This window comes from Microbacterium istanbulense (assembly GCF_037204145.1).
In the GTDB taxonomy this organism is placed as follows: Bacteria; Actinomycetota; Actinomycetes; order Actinomycetales; family Microbacteriaceae; genus Microbacterium; species Microbacterium istanbulense.
Genome location: NZ_JBBDGN010000012.1, coordinates 14,740 through 30,320, shown reverse-complemented (window position 1 = coordinate 30,320; position 15,581 = coordinate 14,740). Strand labels below are relative to the sequence as shown.

At 69.4% G+C, this 15,581-nt stretch carries 15 protein-coding genes; 7 read left to right on the top strand and 8 right to left on the bottom strand.

Features of this window, described 5'->3' with window-relative positions:
• Positions 1–151: 151 nt before the first annotated feature.
• The 4 genes from WDU93_RS12030 to WDU93_RS12015 all read right to left on the bottom strand — a co-directional run bounded on the left by WDU93_RS12030 (position 152) and on the right by WDU93_RS12015 (position 4,662).
• Positions 152–2,101 carry a DUF5107 domain-containing protein gene (locus WDU93_RS12030; RefSeq protein ID WP_337320934.1) on the bottom strand — a complete coding sequence of 650 codons (1,950 nt, stop codon included), beginning with the start codon at positions 2,099–2,101 and terminating at the stop codon, positions 152–154.
• Between the two features lie 79 nt (positions 2,102–2,180).
• Positions 2,181–2,981 (bottom strand): ABC transporter permease subunit, encoded by an 801-nt coding sequence (locus WDU93_RS12025; RefSeq protein ID WP_337320931.1) that lies wholly within the window; start codon positions 2,979–2,981, stop codon positions 2,181–2,183.
• Positions 2,978–4,006 (bottom strand): ABC transporter ATP-binding protein, encoded by a 1,029-nt coding sequence (locus WDU93_RS12020; protein ID WP_337320928.1) that lies wholly within the window; start codon positions 4,004–4,006, stop codon positions 2,978–2,980. The genes WDU93_RS12025 and WDU93_RS12020 overlap by 4 nt, the downstream gene beginning before the upstream one ends.
• Positions 4,003–4,662, bottom strand: coding sequence for a TetR/AcrR family transcriptional regulator (locus WDU93_RS12015; protein ID WP_337320926.1), 660 nt, complete (start codon positions 4,660–4,662; stop codon positions 4,003–4,005). The genes WDU93_RS12020 and WDU93_RS12015 overlap by 4 nt, the downstream gene beginning before the upstream one ends.
• Positions 4,663–4,732: 70 nt before the next feature.
• On the opposite strand from WDU93_RS12015, the gene WDU93_RS12010 reads away from it, so the two are divergent.
• The 7 genes from WDU93_RS12010 to WDU93_RS11980 all read left to right on the top strand — a co-directional run bounded on the left by WDU93_RS12010 (position 4,733) and on the right by WDU93_RS11980 (position 11,625).
• On the top strand, positions 4,733–5,854 hold the full coding sequence (locus WDU93_RS12010; RefSeq protein WP_337320924.1) for a class I SAM-dependent methyltransferase: 1,122 nt from the start codon (positions 4,733–4,735) through the stop codon (positions 5,852–5,854).
• A gap of 305 nt (positions 5,855–6,159) precedes the next feature.
• On the top strand, positions 6,160–7,485 hold the full coding sequence (locus tag WDU93_RS12005) for a quaternary amine ABC transporter ATP-binding protein (RefSeq protein WP_337320921.1): 1,326 nt from the start codon (positions 6,160–6,162) through the stop codon (positions 7,483–7,485).
• On the top strand, positions 7,485–8,459 hold the full coding sequence (locus WDU93_RS12000; protein ID WP_337320919.1) for an ABC transporter permease: 975 nt from the start codon (positions 7,485–7,487) through the stop codon (positions 8,457–8,459). The genes WDU93_RS12005 and WDU93_RS12000 overlap by 1 nt, the downstream gene beginning before the upstream one ends.
• Positions 8,460–8,514: 55 nt before the next feature.
• Complete coding sequence (locus WDU93_RS11995; RefSeq protein WP_337321061.1) at positions 8,515–9,441, top strand: glycine betaine ABC transporter substrate-binding protein; 927 nt, start codon at positions 8,515–8,517, stop codon at positions 9,439–9,441.
• 221 nt (positions 9,442–9,662) lie between these two features.
• Positions 9,663–10,091: a DUF6153 family protein gene (locus tag WDU93_RS11990; RefSeq protein WP_337320917.1), complete on the top strand. Its 429-nt coding sequence runs from the start codon at positions 9,663–9,665 to the stop codon at positions 10,089–10,091.
• 92 nt (positions 10,092–10,183) lie between these two features.
• A complete protein-coding gene (locus WDU93_RS11985; protein ID WP_337320915.1) occupies positions 10,184–10,759 on the top strand; it encodes a DUF305 domain-containing protein in 576 nt (191 codons plus the stop codon).
• Entirely contained in the window at positions 10,756–11,625 is an 870-nt protein-coding gene (locus tag WDU93_RS11980; RefSeq protein ID WP_337320913.1) for a WD40/YVTN/BNR-like repeat-containing protein, read from the top strand. The genes WDU93_RS11985 and WDU93_RS11980 overlap by 4 nt, the downstream gene beginning before the upstream one ends.
• Positions 11,626–11,931: 306 nt before the next feature.
• Here the strand turns inward: WDU93_RS11980 and WDU93_RS11975 are convergent, their stop codons facing one another.
• The 4 genes from WDU93_RS11975 to WDU93_RS11960 all read right to left on the bottom strand — a co-directional run bounded on the left by WDU93_RS11975 (position 11,932) and on the right by WDU93_RS11960 (position 15,573).
• Positions 11,932–12,894, bottom strand: coding sequence for a Gfo/Idh/MocA family protein (locus WDU93_RS11975; RefSeq protein WP_337320910.1), 963 nt, complete (start codon positions 12,892–12,894; stop codon positions 11,932–11,934).
• On the bottom strand, positions 12,891–13,652 hold the full coding sequence (locus tag WDU93_RS11970) for a hypothetical protein (protein ID WP_337320908.1): 762 nt from the start codon (positions 13,650–13,652) through the stop codon (positions 12,891–12,893). Before WDU93_RS11970 ends, WDU93_RS11975 begins: the two co-directional genes overlap by 4 nt.
• Before the next feature lie 83 nt (positions 13,653–13,735).
• Positions 13,736–14,356: an NADPH-dependent F420 reductase gene (locus tag WDU93_RS11965; protein WP_337320906.1), complete on the bottom strand. Its 621-nt coding sequence runs from the start codon at positions 14,354–14,356 to the stop codon at positions 13,736–13,738.
• Positions 14,353–15,573 (bottom strand): FAD-dependent monooxygenase, encoded by a 1,221-nt coding sequence (locus WDU93_RS11960; RefSeq protein ID WP_337320904.1) that lies wholly within the window; start codon positions 15,571–15,573, stop codon positions 14,353–14,355. The genes WDU93_RS11965 and WDU93_RS11960 overlap by 4 nt, the downstream gene beginning before the upstream one ends.
• Between the last annotated feature and the right edge of the window lie 8 nt (positions 15,574–15,581).

Here is a 15,581-nt window from a genome sequence, read left to right as displayed (position 1 = left end):
TGTCGCGCCCCGAAACCGCCCTGACACGCCGCATCCGTTCGATCTCATCCCCAGGACCCCACGGCTCCCGCTCGGGGCGGCCCAGGGGGACCAGTGAATCGGGCCAGAACGAGGTGGGTCAGCGACCCAAGGTCACCTCATTCGCAGAGGCCTAGTCTTCGACCTTCATCGAGAAGTCGTACCAGGCAGGCACCGGGCGATCGGGGAACGCCTGCTGCCACAGGTCCGACATGCTCAGCTCGCCCTCACGCAGATCGGGCACGTCGAAGCGCTGCTCGAGCAGCACACCTGCGGCCTCGCGATCGCCATCGGCGAGTGCGGCCTTGATCGCCAGCACGCGGAAGCGTCCGAGCTCCCGAGTGCTCTCCGGCAGTGCAGCGATCAGGTACCTCGCCTCGTCGGCGCGCCCTGCGGCGAGGAGTGCGTCACCGAGTTCCAGGGCGAGCGGGATGCTGTCCGGCGCCAGCGCATGAGCATCCGTGAGGTGGGCGATGCCCGCATCGGCATCCGCCGAACCCACGGCCAGCCCCAGCCCGCGCAGCGCCCATGCGGTGCGGCGTTGACGCAGCGACGCCTCGTAGTGCGACACCGCCCGCGCGGTCTCCCCGGCCGCGTGCGCGATCACGCCCCGGTGGTAGTGCGTCAGCCAGCTCGCCGGTGCCGCGGCCAGCAGTCGCTCCCACAAGGGCCCATCGACATACGACAGCGGAGACTGGTGCGGCGCGGCCTCGTGGGCCTCGGCATCCTCGCCCGCGAGCAGCGTGGTCCAGTAGTCGCCGGCGCCGGGGGCGTGCGCCTGGAACGGGGCGCCGGGAAGACCGATGAACTCCGCACCGAACCGCTCCGAGATCGCCTCCTCGAGTGCGCCCCAGGGCGAGCCGATCGACAGCATCCGCCCGGGCGCCTGGTCGGCGACGGCCTCCAGTCGCGCGGTGGCCTCGGTGCCCAGTGCCTCGGATGCGGCGATGACGGCCGTGCCCACAGCATCCACCGCCTCTTCCCACTCCTCGTCGCGGCGTGCGTCATCGACCTGCACGGCGAGGAAGGTCTCGTGCCAGCGCCAGGTGGCCCGGCCGGGCATCGGCAGATTCTCGTACTGAGTGGTCGCCAATCCCGCCTGGATCTCGAAGTAGGCGCCGGTCTCGCCGCCGAGCCAGTCGCACCAGTGCCGGCCGCCGGGGGTGTCGCCCCAGACGAAGAGCTTGCGCCCGACCAGTGGCGCGGTCGACACATGTGCCAGGCCGCCGCCGGCGGCGTCCAGCGCGGCGATCCAGGGGCGCACCTCGCGGTTCGCCCCGTCGGCGGCCCCGATCACGTCGTAGAAGTAGTCGGCGGCGGCAGGGGCGGATGCCGGGCGGCTGCTGTCGTCGGCGGTGAGGTCGACGCGGTTGAGCGAGCCGTCATAGGCGGTGACGTAGGCGTGCGTGGCCGGGGCGTAGACGCGGCTGTCTTCGTGCTGCGTGACGGCGATGTTGGTCCACCAGTACATGCCGGTCTCGGTCGGATGCGGATTGTGCACGGTGACCTGCACGTGCAGGGCGGGCGCATGCGTGTCGAGCGTGGCATCGAGCTGCACGATCAGGCCGCGGGTGCGCTCGTACTCCCACATGCGCAGTACCGGCTCACCGTCGGGTCCGGTGACCTCGGCGGCGTACAGCGGGTCGCAGGTGAGCGGCCAGTGGCCGCGCGTGCCGATGTTCCACTCGACGCCGCCCGAGAACCAGGCGTTGCGCAGGGCGAGGTTCGCAGGCTGGAAGATCGCGTTGCGGTACACCAGATCGCGCCCAGTGGTGCGGTCGAGCAGGCGCACGAGGCGGCCGCCGAGGTCGAGGGCGAACTCGGCCCGCAGGTGCTCGTTCTCGAGCACGGCCAGGCGCATGGGGGCATCCTGGCGCTCACGGCCGTATTGATCCTGCAGCAGATACGGATGCATCGTGTCGACCTGCCCGTACCGGATGTTCGCCGCGATGTGCTCGGGGAGCACGTCGAGCGCCGCCTCGTACGGAGCCTCGGGCATCCCCGCCACCGGCGGTAGCGGGTTGACCTCGCCGACGGGGGCTGAGGGCAGGATCGTCTGGGTGATGGTGAGGGTGGCGCTCATCGCTGAAGGCCTTTCCGGACGCACTGTGGCGCTCCGTTGCGCGAGGATGGTTGCGCTAACATCCTAGCCCTGCGGGGCGTCAGCCGGTGATGTCCCTCCGACGAAGTGCGACGGCAGCGCCCAGCACGAGCACGAGGGCGATGCCCCAGGTGAGCGCGAGGCCCCCGGCATCCGCTCCGTCGAGCAGCGGTGGCTGGTGGTACACCCACGCGTACGGCGAGAGGGCGTTGAGCCACTCCAGGTCGCTCGACTGCTTCGCTACCGCCTGGAACACGTAACCGAGCACGGCGATCCCCGCGGCGGCGCCCGTGGCGTAGGCGGTGCGTCCGGTGAGCGCGCCGACGAGGAGGCCCGCGGCGGCGCTGAGATAGCTCACGCCCACGAGAGCGAGCGATGCACCGATGATGCGCGGCGGATCGATGCCCAGTTCCGACGGCTCATTGAGCCCCCAGACGATGACCCCGGCGAAGGCGCCCAGCCACAGCAGTCGCACGAGCACTGACAGCGCCGACTCGAGCGCATACTGCGCGCGACCGATGCCGTGGGCGAGGTCGAGTTCGAGACGGCCCGACTCCTCGGCCCCGGCGATCGCCGCCGATCCCCACAGCACCGCGGCGATGGTCAGCAGCAAGAAGCCCATGAGGCCGTAGAAGGTGCTCTGCGCATAACCGGCACCGGTCGCGATCTGGTCGTAGCCGAGGGTCTGCACGAGCTCTTTGGGCATCGAGGCGATGATGTCTTCGAGTTGCCCGCCCGCGCCGAAGCTGGGGTACAGGGGCAGGTAGAGGAAGAGCACGGCGGCGATGCCGACGCTCCACCCCAGCAGGCTGCGCCACGATTCACGCAGGCTGCGCCGGAACACGGGAAGGATGCCGTTCATCGCGCACCTCCCTTGCGCTCGCGCTCGCCCTCGCCGAGACCCCGTCTTTTCGCCGAGACCCCGTGCTGTCGACGCCCAGAGCCCGGGGTGTCGGCGACACGTGGGGGTTTCGACGAGGTGGGGTCGCCGTACAGCCGCAACACGCTCTCTTCGAGGTCGGGCTCCTCCATCGTCAGGTCATGCACGTCGTACTGTGCGAGTGCCTTCACGAGCGGATCGATCGCGCCCTCGATGGTGCCGGTGAGCAGCACGGCGTCGCCGCGCTCGGCGGCATTCGTCTCGGTCATTCCGGGAATCTGCGTGAAGCGCGAGAGGACGGATGCCGCATCGGCGCCGGTCAGCGTCGCCCGCACCCGTCGCACGGCGCCCAGGCGCAGCGAGGCGACATCGCCGTCGGCGACCACGCGCCCGTCGGCGAGCACGGCCACCTCGTCGGCCGCCTGCTGGATCTCGCTGAGCACGTGCGAGGACAGCAGCACGGTCTGCCCGGCATCCCTCGCCTCGCGGAGCATCTGCAGGAACTCGCGCTGCACGAGCGGATCGAGACCGCTCGTCGGCTCGTCGAGAATGAGCAGTTCGGGGCGATGCATGAACGCCTGGATGAGTCCGATCTTCTGCTTGTTGCCCTTCGACAGGCTACGCACCGGGCGATTCAGGTCGACTCCGAGGCGATCGGCGAGGTCGCCGACCATGCCCCTGTCGACCGGGCCCGAGACCTCGGCATAGAACGACAGAAGGCGGTGCCCGGTGGCGCGACCGTCGAGGCGCAGTTCGCCAGGCACGAAGCCGATGCGGCGGCGCAGCGCTGCCCCACCGCGCCGCGGGTCTTCGCCGAGCACGCTCACCGTTCCCGCCGTAGGGCGGATGATGTCGACGAGGGTGCGCAGCGTGGTGGTCTTGCCGGCGCCGTTGGGGCCGATGAGGCCGAACACGGTTCCGGGTCTCACGGTGAGGTCGAGGCCATGCAGTGCCACGTGGTGTCCGTAGCGCTTGTGCAGGTCGCGGGTCTGGATGGCGGCGGTCATGACGCTTCTCCTTCGGTGACGGATGGCCGATCTGCGGCGACGGCCTGGCGGGCGCCGTCGAGGAAGGCCGAGTTCGCGTAGATGCCGTGGGTGAGTAGTTCGAGTGTCGGCACGGTCGTGCGCAGCAGCCCCTCGGGGCTCAGTTGATCGGCGCCGAGGAACCGAGCGATCTGCGTGCGCATCATCACCGGGGCCAGCCCGATCAGCGCGACCAGCAGCGTGGTCATCTCGGGGTCGCTCATCTCGACGAGCAGGCCCGCCGCGCGCTGTTCATCGAGCACCTTGCGGGTGAGGGCGACGAGTTCGTCGAAGAGGTGGTCGGCGGCGGGGTTGCTGTCGCCGAGCATGCGGCTGAGGTAGTCGACGAACGGCCCGTAGCGCTGGGTGTCGGCGACGGCCGCGCGGATGCGATCGGGGGTGGGGCTATCGATGAGATCGTGCTTGTCGTCGAGGAAGAACGCGACGACGTAGTCGTCGCACGCCGCTCGCAGGGCGTTCTTGTCGCCGAAGTGATGCACGATCAGCGCCGGGCTGACCCCGGCATCCTTCGCGATGCTGCGCAGGCTGGCCGCTTCGAACCCGTCGCGTGCAAACGCGCGGATCGCCGCGTCACGGATGCGGGCGCGGGCGGTGAGATCTTCCGATGCTGAACGCATGTACAGCAGGCTAAACACTTGTACAGCCTGCGTCAAGGGGTGCTGCCGATCGGCTCGGTACGCTGGGCGGATGCCGTCGTTCGACTTCTCCCGCCTGCGGCGCTTTCCCGACGTGGAGGCGCCGAACCTGCAGGCGTGGGATGCCACCGATGAGCTTCTCGTCGCGCGTGCGCTCGCCGCAGGCGTGCCCGGCGAGCAGATCGCCGTGATCGGTGACGAGTACGGCGCGATCACGCTCGCGCTGACGGATGCCGGGCTCACCGGCATCCGCGTGCATCAAGACCTCGTCACCGGGCGCCGCGCCCTCGCCAGGAACGCAGACGCCCTTGGCCTCGACGGTTTCGCGTCGCACGAACTCGACGCGGCACTGCTCACCGATGCGCGCCTCGTGCTGCTGCAACTACCCAAGGCGCTCGCCGAGCTGGAGGAGATCGCCGATGCGGTCGCTCGCTGGGCGGCAGCTGATGTCGAACTCGTCGCCGGCGGGCGGGTGAAGCACATGACCCTCACTCAGAACGAGGTGCTGGCTCGGTCGTTCGGCCGGGTGCAGCCGCAGCGGGCCGAGCGCAAGTCGCGCTTGATCGTGGCATCCGAGCCGCTGCCGGTGCCCCAGAACCCACCCTTTCCCGTCTCACGGACCCATGACGGGCTGGTGCTCTGCGCCTACGGCGGGGCGTTCGCCGGCGCCGGCCTCGACATCGGCACCCGGGTGTTGCTCGACCAGCTTCCCACGCTCACCGCGGGGCGGGCGCAGGCCCCGACCGTCATCGACCTCGGCTGCGGAACCGGCGCCCTGGCGGCGACGTTCGCGCTGCACAACCCCGACGCGACGATCATCGCCACCGACCGCTCGGCGTCGGCTGTGCGCTCCTCCGCCGCCACGATGCAGGCCAACGGCCTCGCCGACCGCGTGCGCGTCACGCTCGACGACGCCGGTTCCGAGCTGCCGGATGCCAGCGCCGACCTCGTGCTGCTGAACCCGCCGTTCCACCTCGGCGCCAGCGTGCACGAGGGCGCCGGACGCCGACTCATCGACGCCGCGGCACGCCTGCTCCGCCCTGGCGGTGAGGTGTGGACCGTCTTCAATTCGCACCTCGATCATCGCCGCGCCCTCAGCCGGGCGGTGGGCGAGACCGAGCAGGTCGCCCGCACCCCGAAGTTCACCGTCACCCGGAGTGTGCGACGCGCCTGAGCGGGTCGGCGAGTGCTGCGCAATCCGTCAGGCATGTCTCGTTTGGATAACGCGATTTGCCACCTCACCGGCCCATCGTTACGTTGGAAAGAGGGCCTGACGGCCCGAGACCAGTCCGCGACCGTGTTCCCAGCTGTGCATCAGAGGGATGCGGCCGTACGGTCGGTGATCTCCTGCACGGGTCCGATATCCGTTGCCTGAGCCGCCTGCACGGCGTCGTCGACGCGGCCATGTGATCATCACCCGGGCGTAACCGAAGTGGGCTCTCCGAGACCCGAAAAAGTCGGGGAGCCACCGGGGGAACAGTGTCCGACATCGCTCTTGAAGCGCGCCATCTGTACAAGGTGTTCGGCCGTAGTCCGCAGCAGGCGGTCAAGCGGCTCAAGGCCGGGGAGACCCGCGCCGATGTGCAGGATGCCGGGACCGCCGCCGTGATCGACGCAAGCTTCACCGTGAACCGCGGTGAGATCTTCGTGATCATGGGGCTGTCCGGCTCTGGCAAGTCCACCATCATCCGCATGCTCAACGGTCTGCACGATGCGACCGATGGCACCATCACCGTCGCCGGCGACCCGATCACCGGCATCCCGAGCGGCCGCCTGCGTGAGCTGCGCCGCGACCACGTCTCGATGGTGTTCCAGCACTTCGCGCTGCTGCCGCACCGCACCGTGGCCGCGAACGTCGCCTATCCGCTCGAACTGCGTGGCGTCGGCAAGGCCGAGCGCCTGGCCAAGGCCGAGGAGATCCTGTCCCTGGTGGGTCTGCACGGTCAGGGCGAGAAGCTCCCGAGCGAACTGTCGGGTGGCATGCAGCAGCGCGTGGGCATCGCCCGTGCGCTCGCCGCCGACACCGACATCCTCCTCATGGACGAGGCGTTCAGTGCGCTCGATCCGCTGATCCGCCGCGAAATGCAGGAGCAGCTGCTCGAGCTGCAGCAGAAGCTGCACAAGACGATCGTCTTCATCACGCATGACCTCAACGAGGCGATGTTCCTCGGTGACCGCATCGCCGTGATGCGCGACGGTCGCATCGTGCAGATCGGCACGCCGGAGGACATCCTCACCGACCCGGCCAATGACTACGTCGAGCAGTTCGTGCAGGACGTCGATCGTGCGCGCGTGCTCACGGCCGCCAACGTCATGGAGCGCGCCCGCCCGGTCGTCGGCGTGAACGCCGGTCCGCGCACGGCGCTGCGACAGATGCGTGACGCCTACATGTCGGCGACCTACGTCACCGACCGTGACCGCAAGCTGGTCGGTATCGTCACCGACCGCGATGCCGTCAAGCTGCTGCGCAAGGGGCAGACCGACCTGGCGTCGATCCTCAAGCCGGTGCCGCAGAGCGTCGACGAGAACGAGGTGCTGATGAACCTGTTCATCCCCGCCGTCGAGTCGCCGCTGCCGCTCGCGGTGACGGATGCCGAAGGGCGCCTCGCCGGCGTCATCCCCCGTGTCACCCTGCTCGCCGCGCTCGGCCCCGGGCCCGGCGCGACGGAGGAGCTCATGCTGCCGCTGGATCCGATGCCGCAGGCCGAGATCGACGCGGCGCTGGACGGCGACTGGAGTGCCCCTTCGACAAGCTCAGGGACCCAGCATGACTCAGGGACCCAGAAGGAAGAGGAGGTGCGCTGATGGACGGCTTCCACCTGCCGATCGGCACCTGGGTCGCGAACGCGATCGACTGGGTCAAGGACAACCTCGAGTGGCTGCTCGACGGCATCAGTCTCGTCGTCAGCTTCCTCGTCGACGGTCTCACGAGGATGCTGCTCACCCCGCACTTCATCGTGGTCATCCTCATCGCCGCGCTCATCGCGTGGCTGGTGACCTCGTGGAAGCTCGCGCTGGGCACCGCGATCTCGTTCCTCGTCATCGTGGGCATGGGCCTGTGGGTGCCGGCGATGCAGACCCTCGCACTTGTGCTCGTCGCGGCGTTGATCGCCCTGGCGATCGCGATCCCGCTGGGCATCTGGTCGGCGCGCAACGCGACCGTCCGCGCGGTGATGAAGCCGATCCTCGACTTCATGCAGACCATGCCCGCCATGGTCTACCTGATCCCCGCGATCGTGTTCTTCAGCATCGGTGTGGTGCCGGGCCTGGTGGCCACGGTCATCTTCTCGCTGCCGCCCGGCGTGCGCCTCACCGAGCTCGGCATCCGCGGCGTCGACGCCGAGACGGTCGAGGCAGGGCAGGCGTTCGGCGCGACGCCGGGACAGATCCTGCGCGGCATCCAGCTGCCCCTGGCGATGCCGACGATCATGGCCGGCGTCAACCAGGTCATCATGCTCGCGCTGTCGATGGCGGTCATCGCCGGTATGGCCGGCGCCGACGGCCTGGGCAAGCTCGTCGTCGGGGCGATCTCGACGCTCAACACGGCGGCCGGCGTCGAGGCAGGTCTCGCCGTCGTGCTCATCGCCGTGTTCCTCGACCGGGTCACCGCGGCGCTGGGTGCGCCGGGCTCGCACGGCTCGTCGCTGCTCGGCATCCTCTCCCGGCGGCGGACGCGGCGCCGCCGCGAGATCGCGGAGGCAGAGGCGGATGCCGCAGCCGAGGCGACCGCACAGGCCGACCAGCTGGTCAGCGCCGGGGCGCGCCACGCCTCCCCCTGAAGAATCCTGAAATCACACATACGGAACGCAAGAGAAAGAGACACACAGCATGAAGATGAACCGCAAGATCACGGCAATCGCGGCGCTCGGCGCCGCCGCCACGCTGGTCCTTGCCGGCTGCAGCAGCGACGGCACCGGTGGCACCGGTGGCACCGGAGGCACCACGTCGGGCGAGACCGGCGCGGGCGACAAGGGCACCATCACCCTGGGCTTCCTGCCCAGCTGGACGGACGGCCTGAGCACCGCGTACCTGCTTGAGGACCAGCTGGAAAAGCTCGGCTACACCGTCGAGATGAAGACCCTCACCGAGGCGGGGCCGCTGTACACCGGTCTCGCGCAGGGCGATGTCGACATCTACCCGTCGGCCTGGCCCGAGCTCACCCACGCCTCGTACATGGAAGAGTACGGCGACGACATCGAAGATCTCGGCGCGTACTACGAGAACGCCAAGCTGACCATCGCGGTGCCCGAGTACACCGACATCGACTCCCTCGACCAGCTGGCCGGCAACGCCGACATGTTCGACGGCAAGATCATCGGCATCGAGCCCGGCGCCGGGCTCACCAAGCAGACGCAGGAGTCGATGATCCCCGCGTACGGCCTGGAGGGCGAGTATGAGCTCGTCACCTCGTCGACCGCCGCGATGCTCACCGAGCTCAAGGAGGCGACCGACAACCAGGAGGACATCGTCGTCACACTGTGGCGTCCGTTCTGGGCCAACGAGGCCTTCCCGGTGAAGGATCTTGAAGACCCGAAGGGCGCCATGGGCAAGCCCGAGGCGCTGCACTTCCTGGGCCACAAGGGCTTCACCGAGGAGTTCCCCGAGGCTGCCGAGCTGATCGCGAACATCAAGCTCGACGACGCCCAGTACGGCCAGCTCGAAGACCTCGTCGTCAACGAGTACGGCGAGGGCAAGGAAGCCGAGGCAGTGGATGCCTGGATCGCCGAGAACCCTGACGCGTTCGAGGGCATCCAGGACTGACCCGCTCCCGGTCCCTGAGCGAGCGCAGCGAGACGAAGGGCGAGTTCCGGTTGACGGGCGCGCCCTTCGTCTCGTCGCTGCGCTCCTCGCTCAGGACCCAGCTCGGCGCGCGGGTCCCTGAGCGAGCGAAGCGAGACGAAGGGCCCTCAGGACCCGGCTCGGCGCTCAGGACCCCAGGCTTAGCGACTAGACTGTACCCCTACGGGGTATTGGAGGAGCGGATGCCGCAGGCGGTGACTCGACGACGTGTCGTGCTGCTTGTCGTGCTCGGCCTGCTCGCCGGGCTGCTGGGCATGCACGCCCTCGGCCTGCACGCGCTCGCCGCCCCCGGCGGGTCGGCCTCTGCCCACCACGCCGTCGCCACTCCGGCATCCGACCACCACGCGGCGGCCGCCGGCGCGGCCACGCACGACACCACCGCGCACCCGGCGCATCCGGCATCCGCTGTCTGGACCTGTGCCGACTGCGAACCCGCGCACGACGCCCTCGCGGCCTGCGTTCTGGCGCTGCTCAGCGTCGTCCTGCTGCTGCTCCGCCCCTCTGTGTGGGGCCGGCTGCAGGCGCTGCTCGCCACGCGCCCGCGCATCTGGCCGGCGCTCGCGCGCCCCGCACCGCCCTCACTTCTCACCCTCTGTATCAGTCGTAGATGACGGGTGCTCTGGCATCCGATGCGCTCGCGTCGGTGCCGACGCATTCGCGCGCCCGCGCCCGCCGGCGCGCCCTACGACTGAAGGAGAACACAATGTTGAAGCGAACCGCGGCCGGTGCCGCACTGGCCGTCGCTGCCGCTCTCGTGCTGGCCGGATGCTCCGGCCCGACCACCAGCCACGAGGACATGCCCGGAATGGGCGCATCCGAGAGTGAGAGCGTGCAGGCCAACCAGGCGGACGTCATGTTCGCCGCGATGATGATCCCGCATCACGAGCAGGCGATCGAGATGTCAGACATGGTGCTCGCGAAAGAGGGCATCGACCCGGATGTCGCCGATCTCGCGCAGCGGATCAAGGCTGCCCAGGGGCCCGAGATCGAGCTGATGCAGCAGTGGCTCGACGACTGGGGCGTCGACGAGATGCCGAGCTCCATGGATCACGGCGGCATGATGGGCGAAGGCGACATGGACGCCCTCGAGCAGGCCGACGGTGCCGAGGCATCGCGGTTGTTCCTCGAGCAGATGATCGTGCATCACGAAGGGGCGATCGAGATGGCCGAGGACGAGTTGGAGGGCGGGGAGAACCCGGATGCCCTCGAGCTCGCCAGCGCGATCATCGAGGCCCAGAGCACGGAGATCGAAGAGATGCAGGAGCTGCTCGCCCGATGATGCCGCGCACGACACGAACGATCCGCATCGCCCTCGCCGGGCTCGCGCTGGCTGCCGTGCTCACCGGATGCACCGCGCAGGGCGCCCCGGCGCCGTCGGCCCCGCCCGAGACGGAGGCCTCTCCCCTGGACGCCCTCGAGCATGTGCACGAGATCGCGTTCCGCGGTGAGACGGTGCTCATCGCCAGTCACCAGGGGGTGTACTCGGTCGTCCCGGCAGACGGGCAGCTCGAGCTCGTCGGCGACACCGCGTTCGACGCGATGGGCATGGCGGCGACGGATGCCGGAACGCTGGCCTCTGGGCATCCCGGTGCCCACACCGACGAGGTATTCGTCGGGCCGAACCTGGGACTGATCTCGTCGGACGGCGGGGGATGGGAGTCGGTCGCGCTCAGCGGCGAGGTCGACTTCCATGCCCTGACCGCGGCGGCCGATCGGTCGGTGATCGCCGGGTTGCCCTCGGGCGACACCACGGTGCTGACGAGTGTCGATCTGGGTCAGACCTGGGAGCGCGGCGCCACCCTGGAGGCACGTGACCTGGTCTACGTCTCCGGTGATCTCATCGCCACGACGGCCGAGGGGCCGGTACGCAGCGAGGACCGCGGGATGACCTTCGAGCCGATCGAGGGTGCGCCGCTGCTGGTGATCGTCGCGGCGAACCCGTCGGGCGAGCTCGTCGGCGTCGACGCGACCGGCGCGATCGTGCACTCCGGTGGCGCCGAGTGGACGACGGTCGGCCAGGCGTCCGGGTCGGCGGTCGCGATCGCGGTGGACCAGGACGGGACGATCGCACTCGTCGATGATCGGGGCCTGGTCATCAGCAGCGACGGCGGCGCGACCTGGGAGCCTGTCGCCCTGACGATGTGACCCACCCCGGTCCCTGAGCGAGGAGCGCAGCGACGAGACGAAGGGCGCTCAGGGACCGGCTCACCTCTCCCGGTCCCTGAGCGAGGAGCGCAGCGACGAGACGAAGGGCGCTCCCACCCCGGGGCTCACACTCCCGGTCCCTGAGCGAGGAGCGCAGCGACGAGACGAAGGGCGCAGCGCGGGTGTGGGGCCCTTCGACAGGCTCAGGGACCCAACTTGTGGGGCCCTTCGTCTCGCTGCGCTCGCTCAGGGACCTAACCCACGCCGGTCCCTGAGCGAGGAGCGTAGCGACGAGACGAAGGGCGCTCAGGGACCGGAAGGGGCGCTCGGCCCCGGCACGGCGCCTCCGCTCGCGAGGGCCGCGTAGGCGGCATCCACCAGCGCCACGGCGAGCACGCCGTCGGCGGGCGTCACGCGGGTGTCGCGCTGTTCGACGCGCGCTGCGACGAAGTCGGCGAGCTGGGTGAGGTACGGGTCGGTGTCGGATGCGGGCGGCAGGTATCCGGCATCCCCCGTGTCGCCGGCGCTGTCGACCCGCAGCGCCCCGCGGGTGCCGAACAGCTCGGCGCGCGAGTGGAACGGGGTGCCCGGCTCGGCCCAGTCGGCGCGCACACGACTGACCGCGCCGCTCACATGTTCGAGCACGACCTCGGCGCTCACCGGCGGGGTGACGAGGCTGCCGTCGGCGGGCGGGGTCTGGGTGGCGGAGACCCGGGCGACCGGCCCGGCGAACCAGACCGCCTGGTCGAGGTCGTGGATCATGAGGTCGCGGATGATGCCGCCGCCGGAGTCCTGGTCGTAGAACCACGCGACCGCGGGCGCGGCGACCGTACGGCGGAAGGTCAGTTCGACGAGGTCGCCGATGACGCCGGCATCCACTTCCTGCTTCGCGCGGGCGTAGTCGCCGAAATATCGGACGACGTGGGCCGGGAACAGGCGTACACCCGCCTCGGATGCTGCCCGCACGATGTCTGCGGCCTCGGCGGCAGTCAGCGCGAGCGGCTTCTCGCAGACGACATCGCGGCCGCGCGCGATCGCGGCCAGGGCGATCGCGGTGTGGGTCGAGGTCGGGCTGATGATGTCGACGACATCGACCGCGTCGATGAGCTCGTCGAGCGTGGGTACGAGGGTGAGTCCGTGCTGGGCGGCGAGGGCTGCCGCGCCGCGCCGGTCGAGGATGCTGATCTCAGCGCCGATCTCCAGCCAGGCGGCGATGTGCGGTGGGGCGATGCCGCCGGCGCCGACGATTCCGACGCGCAGGTCCGTCACTGCTCGGCCTCGGGCCGCGGGGCCGGGGCGGGTAGCTCGCGCGCCACCTGCTTCTCGAGTACTTCGACTGCCTCGTCGGAGAGCAGGATGAGGCCGTCGAGTTCTTCGCGCACGCGCTGGTAGGCGACGTGGCGTTCGGCCTGCGTGGCCGACTCGTCGATCGCGACCTGCAGGAGTTTCTGCGCCCGGTCGAGGCGCTTGCGTTCGTCTTCGGTGAAGGTCGAGTCGCGCAGGCGGCGGGCATCGCGCTCGGCGACCTCGAACGCGACGGCGTAGTTGCCGACGGCATCCAGGTACTCGGTGATGCGCTGCTCCGAGACCTTCGCGTCGGCGGATGCCGGCCGGAGGGCATCCGCCGTCTTCTTCGCCCGTAGGAACGCCGCCGTGAGCGGCTGGCGACCGTCGCTCATCGCGGGGAAGGCGATGAGCTTGGCGACGTCGAGTTCATAGTCGAGCCAGCGTGCGGTGATCTCGTCGTGCTCGCCCATGAGCCGGGTGAGCAGTTCATCGGGGGCGACGGATGCCGCCGCGTCGACGATCTGGGGGTGGGCGCCGGTGCCCCGCATGAGTGCCTTGGCCTCGAACTCGGCCGCCTTCATCTCACCCTTCACCCGGATGCGTTCGAGCCGGCGCTCATGACGGTTCTTGGCCGCGCGCTCCCAGGCCTTGGCGGCACCTCCGGCCATACCCATGAGGGGGAACACCAGCCACCAGTAGCTGCCGGCGAACGTCCAGAATCCCCGGATGAACTCGTCCATGATGAGGCCAGCCTAGTAAGCCCGCGACGACTCAGGCGGGTCTCTGCGCGGCATGGGTGCTGTCCTGCCGCGCCGGCCCAGGTTCAGGGCAGCAGCGTGAACCCGGATTCGTAGCGGGTCTTGCCGAGCGCGGCGAGGATGATCTGCAGAAAGCCCATCGCCTCGAGCTCCCGCGCCCGCGAGAGCGGCCCGACATCGACGGCGCGCATACCCGCACCCTCGATGAGGGCGGCGACGGCGATCTTCGCCTCGGCGTAGTCGCCGGCGAACAGCACCGTCGTCGGCGTCGTGCCGTTCGTTCCGCTGGTGAGCGTATCGCCGAGGTTCACGTTGAAGGCTTTCACCACCGCGGCGCCCTGGGGCAGCTGCCGGGCGAGCTCAGCCGCGGTCGACGAGTCGGGCGGCGACTTCAGCTCGTCGTAGGTGCTGAAGTCGATGGGGTTGGCGATGTCGATGACCACCTTGTCGCGCAACCGGTCACGGTAGTGCTCGAGAATGCTCGGGTAGGCGTTGTATGGCACGGCGAGCACGACGAGGTCACCCGTGAGGTCGTCCCCGAGGGCGCCGTAGGTGGCGTCGGTGCGGTCGCCGGACGAGCTGGAGGTGCTGCGGCGGATGATCTGGATGTCGGCACCGGCACGGGCGGCGACCTCGGCGATCGCCGAGCTCATCTTGCCGCTGCCGATGATGCTGATCGAACTCATGCGTACTGCACCTTTCTGAACTGGCTGAGCGCCTTCTCGGCGACTTTGAGGGCGTCGTAGTCGAAGACCGCGCTACGACGGAAATCTCGCCCGACGCGCAGATCGGCGTCGCGCTTGGCGAGGTCGACGAACTCGTACTGGGCGTCGAACATCGCGCCCGCCCGGCGTGAGCCGTGCTGCAGGATCGCGGTGCGTTGCATGCGTACCGAGGTGTAACGGCGGAAAGCCTCGGGGATGTCGGCGGGGCTCTCGGCCGCGCCGAGGAACACCGCCAGGGCCATGCTGTCCTCGATCGCCTGGTTCACGCCCTGCCCCTGATGCGGCAGCATCGTGTGCGCGGCGTCTCCGAGCAGGGTGATCGGCCCGTGCGACCAGTTGGTGAGCGGCTCGTGGTCGAACAGACCCCACCAGAAGGTCTTCTCGATCGACTCGATGAACCGATGCAGGCGCGGATCCCAGTCGTCGCCCGCGAATTCGGCCGCGAGCTCGTCGACCTCGGCCGGGCCCGACCAGGGTCCTTGCAGGGGTCGGTCGCTGGGCACACCGGCGACGAAGTTGAACAGTTTGCGCTGCTGCAGCGGATAGGCCATGAAGTGTCGTCGGTTGCCCATCCACACCTGGCTGATCATCCGCCAGTCGTCGGGCAGCCGCGAGGCATCGACGACGCCTCGGTAGACGATGTAGCCCGAGTAGACGGGCTCGGGGAACTGCATCACCGAGCGCCGCACCACCGAGTGGATGCCATCGGCGCCGATCACGGCGTCGAAGTCCTCGACGGTGCCGTTCTCGAAGGTGAGACGCACGCCGGCATCCAGCGTCTGCACGGAGGCGAGCCGGTGGCCGAGCCGGATGATCTGCGGGTCGACCTCGCTCGCAAGGGCGTTGATGAGATCGGGGCGGTACATGCCGATGTTGCGGTACTCGCGGTTCGAGTCCTCCCAGGCGGCATCCGTGACGAGATTTCCCATCGCGTCCTGGTACACGCCGTGACCGTCTGGAACAGCGCCGACGTTCCGGATCTTCTCGAGCACTCCGAGTCGGTCCAGCACGCGCTGCGCGTTCGGGGCGACGGTGACCCCGGCTCCCACTTCCCCCAGCGCGCTGGCCTGTTCGAAGACGGTGACCTCGACGCCGGCGAGCCGCGTGAGGGCGATGGCGGCGGTGAGACCGCCCATCCCTCCACCGATGATCGCGATTCGGGCTCTCTGGTCTGACATGGTTCTCT

Excerpts from the sequence above, each read along its gene's own strand:
- WDU93_RS12020 (WP_337320928.1), bottom strand. The coding sequence starts at position 4,006 with ATGACCGCCGCCATCCAGACCCGCGACCTGCACAAGCGCTACGGACAC.
- WDU93_RS12025 (WP_337320931.1), bottom strand. The coding sequence starts at position 2,981 with ATGAACGGCATCCTTCCCGTGTTCCGGCGCAGCCTGCGTGAATCGTGG.
- WDU93_RS11960 (WP_337320904.1), bottom strand. The coding sequence starts at position 15,573 with ATGTCAGACCAGAGAGCCCGAATCGCGATCATCGGTGGAGGGATGGGC.
- WDU93_RS12015 (WP_337320926.1), bottom strand. The coding sequence starts at position 4,662 with ATGCGTTCAGCATCGGAAGATCTCACCGCCCGCGCCCGCATCCGTGAC.
- WDU93_RS11980 (WP_337320913.1), top strand. The coding sequence starts at position 10,756 with ATGATGCCGCGCACGACACGAACGATCCGCATCGCCCTCGCCGGGCTC.
- WDU93_RS11965 (WP_337320906.1), bottom strand. The coding sequence starts at position 14,356 with ATGAGTTCGATCAGCATCATCGGCAGCGGCAAGATGAGCTCGGCGATC.
- WDU93_RS11970 (WP_337320908.1), bottom strand. The coding sequence starts at position 13,652 with ATGGACGAGTTCATCCGGGGATTCTGGACGTTCGCCGGCAGCTACTGG.
- WDU93_RS11985 (WP_337320915.1), top strand. The coding sequence starts at position 10,184 with ATGTTGAAGCGAACCGCGGCCGGTGCCGCACTGGCCGTCGCTGCCGCT.
- WDU93_RS12030 (WP_337320934.1), bottom strand. The coding sequence starts at position 2,101 with ATGAGCGCCACCCTCACCATCACCCAGACGATCCTGCCCTCAGCCCCC.
- WDU93_RS11990 (WP_337320917.1), top strand. The coding sequence starts at position 9,663 with ATGCCGCAGGCGGTGACTCGACGACGTGTCGTGCTGCTTGTCGTGCTC.
- WDU93_RS11995 (WP_337321061.1), top strand. The coding sequence starts at position 8,515 with ATGAACCGCAAGATCACGGCAATCGCGGCGCTCGGCGCCGCCGCCACG.
- WDU93_RS12010 (WP_337320924.1), top strand. The coding sequence starts at position 4,733 with ATGCCGTCGTTCGACTTCTCCCGCCTGCGGCGCTTTCCCGACGTGGAG.
- WDU93_RS12000 (WP_337320919.1), top strand. The coding sequence starts at position 7,485 with ATGGACGGCTTCCACCTGCCGATCGGCACCTGGGTCGCGAACGCGATC.